We start from the raw sequence: 4,845 nt of genomic DNA, 5'->3' as shown, positions 1-4,845 counted from the left end.
CTATATTACTCGTTCTTGTCAATGCATAACTCTTAGTAGCTAAGGATTACAAATTTTGAATTATTGGAGCTTGCGATCGGCTTCAGCAAAAAAATGTAACTTTGCTGCGCTTGTTTATATTTAAATATCTAATTTTAAAAGCAATAGTTATAAGCAAAATCTATGTAAAGTTTTCTATACTTGACATTAAAGAAACTATATGTTAGGTATAGATATTTGGGATTGAGTAAATCAACTCTCAATGTAAGCAGTGAACTGTTTGTAATAAATCCCAAAAAGGCTGGTGAACTAAAGCTCCTCAGTACACTAGCCAGATAAGAGTAGTCAATAGTTAACAATTAGCCCATCAACTCAAGTCATAGCTTCAGGATGTCTATAATCTGTTATACAGGCATCCAAAAGCTTTGCCTGTGCTAAAATCAGCATACCGGCACGACCGCAGATGATGGGATAAAGCCATGTTTGAGCGCTTCACAGAAAAAGCCATTAAGGTAATCATGCTGGCCCAAGAAGAGGCCCGCCGTTTAGGTCACAACTTTGTTGGAACCGAGCAGATCCTCCTGGGTCTGATTGGCGAAGGCACTGGAGTGGCTGCCAAGGTGCTGAAATCAATGGGCGTCAATCTCAAAGATGCCCGAATTGAAGTTGAAAAAATTATAGGACGGGGATCAGGCTTTGTTGCTGTGGAAATTCCGTTTACGCCACGGGCAAAGCGAGTTTTAGAACTCTCCTTGGAAGAAGCACGCCAACTGGGGCATAACTACATTGGCACCGAGCATCTGCTGTTGGGCCTAATCCGCGAAGGGGAAGGCGTCGCAGCCAGGGTGCTAGAAAACCTCGGTGTGGATCTATCTAAGGTAAGAACCCAAGTCATCCGCATGTTGGGAGAAACTGCCGAAGTTTCACCAGGCGGTTCATCCGGGCGCACAAAAACCCCGACTCTGGATGAATTTGGCTCAAACCTAACCCAGATGGCAGTAGACAATAAGCTCGATCCAGTGGTGGGACGGGCTAAAGAAATTGAGCGGGTGATTCAGATATTGGGTCGCCGAACAAAAAATAACCCAGTGCTGATTGGGGAACCAGGGGTTGGTAAAACAGCGATCGCTGAAGGTTTAGCTTCACGCATTGCCACCAAAGATGTCCCTGACATCCTCGAAGATAAACGCGTTGTCACACTGGATATTGGTTTGCTCGTAGCAGGAACCAAATACCGGGGTGAATTTGAAGAACGCTTGAAAAAAATCATGGATGAAATCCGCTCGGCGGGTAATGTCATTCTCGTGATTGATGAGGTACACACCTTAATTGGTGCGGGTGCAGCAGAAGGTGCGATTGACGCAGCAAATATCCTCAAGCCAGCTTTGGCCAGAGGCGAGTTGCAGTGCATCGGTGCTACAACCCTAGATGAATACCGGAAGCACATCGAGCGAGATGCAGCGCTAGAGCGACGTTTCCAACCAGTAATGGTTGGCGAACCTACAGTTGATGAAACAATTGAAATTTTATATGGTTTGCGCGAACGCTACGAGCAACACCACAAACTGAAAATCTCCGACGAAGCATTGGTAGCGGCGGCGAAATTATCAGACCGTTACATTAGCGATCGCTACCTCCCAGATAAAGCCATCGATTTGGTTGATGAAGCTGGTTCTAGAGTGCGCTTGATTAACTCCCAACTGCCACCCGCAGCCAAAGAGTTAGACAAAGAACTGCGTCAGATATTAAAAGAAAAAGATGACGCGGTGCGCTCTCAAGACTTTGACAAAGCTGGAGAATTGCGCGATCGCGAAATGGAAATCAAAGCCGAAATCCGGGCGATAGCTCAAAGCAAGACCAATGCAACAGGCACAGAAGGTGAAGAACCTGTAGTTACAGAAGAAGACATTGCTCACATTGTCGCTTCCTGGACTGGGGTACCGGTGAACAAACTCACCGAATCTGAATCTGAAAAGCTGCTGCACATGGAAGACACCTTGCACCAGCGTTTAATTGGTCAAGACGAAGCTGTGAAAGCAGTTTCACGAGCAATTCGCCGCGCTCGTGTCGGTTTGAAGAATCCCAATCGACCCATTGCTAGCTTTGTCTTCTCTGGGCCTACTGGTGTAGGTAAAACCGAGTTGGCGAAGTCCCTAGCTGCTTACTTCTTCGGTTCTGAAGAAGCGATGATCCGCTTAGATATGTCCGAATACATGGAGCGTCACACCGTCAGCAAGCTGATTGGTTCCCCTCCAGGTTATGTTGGTTATAACGAAGGTGGTCAGCTGACCGAAGCCGTGCGGCGGCGTCCTTACACCGTGGTGTTGTTCGATGAAATCGAAAAAGCCCACCCCGATGTATTCAACATGCTGCTGCAAATTTTGGAAGACGGACGGTTAACTGATGCCAAAGGTCGCACGGTGGACTTCAAAAACACCTTGCTGATTTTAACTTCCAATATTGGTTCTAAGGTAATTGAAAAAGGCGGTAGCGGTATCGGCTTTGAATTCTCCGAAGATGCCAGCGAGTCAACTTACAACCGGATTCGCTCCTTGGTGAACGAAGAACTCAAGCAGTACTTCCGTCCAGAGTTCCTCAACCGACTCGATGAAATCATCGTCTTCCGTCAGTTGAGCAAGCCTGAAGTCACCCAAATCGCCGAAATTATGCTCAAGGAAGTATTTGGTCGCCTGACAGAAAAAGGTATCACCTTAGAAGTCACAGACCGCTTCAAGGATCGTTTGATCCAAGAAGGTTACAGTCCCAGCTACGGCGCAAGGCCATTACGTCGGGCAATTATGCGTCTGTTAGAAGATAGCCTAGCAGAAGAAATTCTGTCTGGTCGCATCAAGGATGGCGATACAGCCCTTGTTGATGTGGATGAAAATGGCGTTGTGCAAGTTAGTTCTCAACAGCGTCGGGAATTGTTACCCCAAGGTGTTGAGTAAGATTTAGGGTTTGGGATTTAATTCTCAAATAGAAAATTAGAAAACGGTAGAGCAACAAGCGCTCTACCGTTTTTTATTGTCAATATATACAAATCAAGGCTGATAAGCTGTTTCACATTTAACTTGCATAATTAAAGCGTATAAGATGCCCATGCTACAAGACTTCATAAAATTTGACTATGCAAATTAGATAAGTTTTAGCAGATCATAACACCAATGCTGGACATTTAACGATACCGATTGTTATGCTATATTTGATACAAAAATCATAAGTTTTGGTAAGTATGTGCTAGGTGTAATAACTTCTTATGAAAAAATTAAGGAAAATATCTACTTTTCCAGTAATATTACTACTATTTGTATTGCAAACAGCTTGTAGTCGTCTTTCTTCACAACAATTAGATAGTGGTATACAAAAATCACCTGACCATAGAAATCAGTCTCATGATCCCACAACACAAATTAGTAGTGAGCCTAGTGAATCAAGGCAGAATTCACAGCAAGAATATAGTTATGATTCTGAAGAAGTAAATGAAGCATCCAATATTTCGGAGCTACCAGGAAATTGGACACTATTAGCAAATAATGATACAGAGCAGGCTGAATTTTGGGTTGAAGTTGATTCAATTAAACGAAGTGGAAGTACAGTAATAGTGAAGACTTTGTTTAAAAATCCTCAACAAAGATATACGCAACTTTTAAGATTTGACTGTGAGTTTTATATAGTTCGATTGCTTGCGACAAATGGAGAGCAACCCGATCCATATCATCAGCCTGAAGCATATGCATCGATTGGAGAGAAAATTCAGCCTGGAACTTTTGTTGACAAGCTTTATCAATCTGTTTGTCGAAAGTAGATTCACAGTAGAAGGTCTACTAGTGGATATGGATGTTAGTTTGCCGACGCAAAAATTCTTAGAGGGTATAGATTAATAAGTATGCGGCTAATAAACGTTTACTTGAAGCTAGTATAGTATAAATTTTTAGTTTTTATTAGGAAAATTATCAAAATGTACAAAATGGAAATAAAGACTTTAGAACTTTTCAATTACAAAGCATATGAATTAGGCCAATCGAGTTTCAATGCTTTTTTGCTAAACTCAGAACCTAAGATAACTATAGGTTCTGGAAGGTTGAATCAAGAAGATTTTCCGAGTAAAGACTCTATCAACGCTTGTGTTTTAACTATTCGGCTTTTTATGCAGGATAACGAGCGTATTTCTCTGAGAAAAGTTAAGCGCATATATGAAGATTTGCCAATAAATACTGAGAAAAAAGCACGTTTTGATAAGCTACGAAATAAATTTAATGATTTTTTAGATAGTAAATCTCTCTGTCAAAGAAATATCATTATTATTATTGGTGAAGCTGGAACTAACACGCCAACCAACAGAGATATTTTAGAAGCTTTTATATATGGTGAGTATGCACATTTTACTCAAAGAGAAAAATACGAAATGCTCACGAAACAACCATTTGATGAACTTTTTACAGGGATGGAGTTTATTATGATTTTGAGGAAAATGATACAAACAATTTTGGATGTCTCTGATGTCAACCAAGAAGTTATCTCTGATTTCAGAAAAACAGCCACACTCACTCAATAATATTGATTTTTCTCTTAGTCAACCTGAATAGCGTACTTGAAAGCAACACGTAACGCACATAATTTTTACCTTAAAGTTGTCGGGAAATAGTGACTAAAATCGCTGAAAGGCTTAGGGGGTCTAGGTTTAAAGAATTTTAGTCAGAAATCAATAAAAAGCTTGCCACAAGCAGATTTCAAGGATTTTTGAGTTTATTACCCAACAAGTCTCTTGAGATAGAATCAACATAAGTCAGCAATTATTGTTAATTTATGGAAGTGTCAAAATCTACTCTTCAGATAGAGAATACACAGCTAGAAACGATAGAAACA

3 protein-coding genes are annotated in these 4,845 nt (G+C 41.3%); all 3 read left to right on the top strand.

The genetic code is table 11. The annotated features are described in order from the left end of the window. Window positions 1–458 precede the first annotated feature (458 nt). On the top strand, window positions 459–2,927 hold the full coding sequence (locus IQ229_RS13170) for an ATP-dependent Clp protease ATP-binding subunit (RefSeq protein WP_194044338.1): 2,469 nt from the start codon (window positions 459–461) through the stop codon (window positions 2,925–2,927). 308 nt (window positions 2,928–3,235) lie between these two features. Next, entirely contained in the window at window positions 3,236–3,784 is a 549-nt protein-coding gene (locus IQ229_RS13165; RefSeq protein ID WP_194044337.1) for a hypothetical protein, read from the top strand. A gap of 153 nt (window positions 3,785–3,937) precedes the next feature. Further along, the gene (locus IQ229_RS13160) at window positions 3,938–4,534 is read left to right on the top strand and encodes a hypothetical protein (RefSeq protein ID WP_228013439.1); all 597 of its coding nucleotides are present in this window, start codon (window positions 3,938–3,940) and stop codon (window positions 4,532–4,534) included. Window positions 4,535–4,845 lie beyond the last annotated feature (311 nt).

The organism is Nostoc cf. edaphicum LEGE 07299 (assembly GCF_015207245.1).
GTDB classification, from domain to species: Bacteria; Cyanobacteriota; Cyanobacteriia; order Cyanobacteriales; family Nostocaceae; genus Nostoc; species Nostoc edaphicum_B.
Note: the sequence above shows the minus strand (reverse complement) of the source record. Positions and strands in the feature narration are given on the sequence as shown.

Excerpts from the sequence above, each read along its gene's own strand:
- IQ229_RS13170 (WP_194044338.1), top strand. The coding sequence starts at position 459 with ATGTTTGAGCGCTTCACAGAAAAAGCCATTAAGGTAATCATGCTGGCC.
- IQ229_RS13165 (WP_194044337.1), top strand. The coding sequence starts at position 3,236 with ATGAAAAAATTAAGGAAAATATCTACTTTTCCAGTAATATTACTACTA.
- IQ229_RS13160 (WP_228013439.1), top strand. The coding sequence starts at position 3,938 with ATGTACAAAATGGAAATAAAGACTTTAGAACTTTTCAATTACAAAGCA.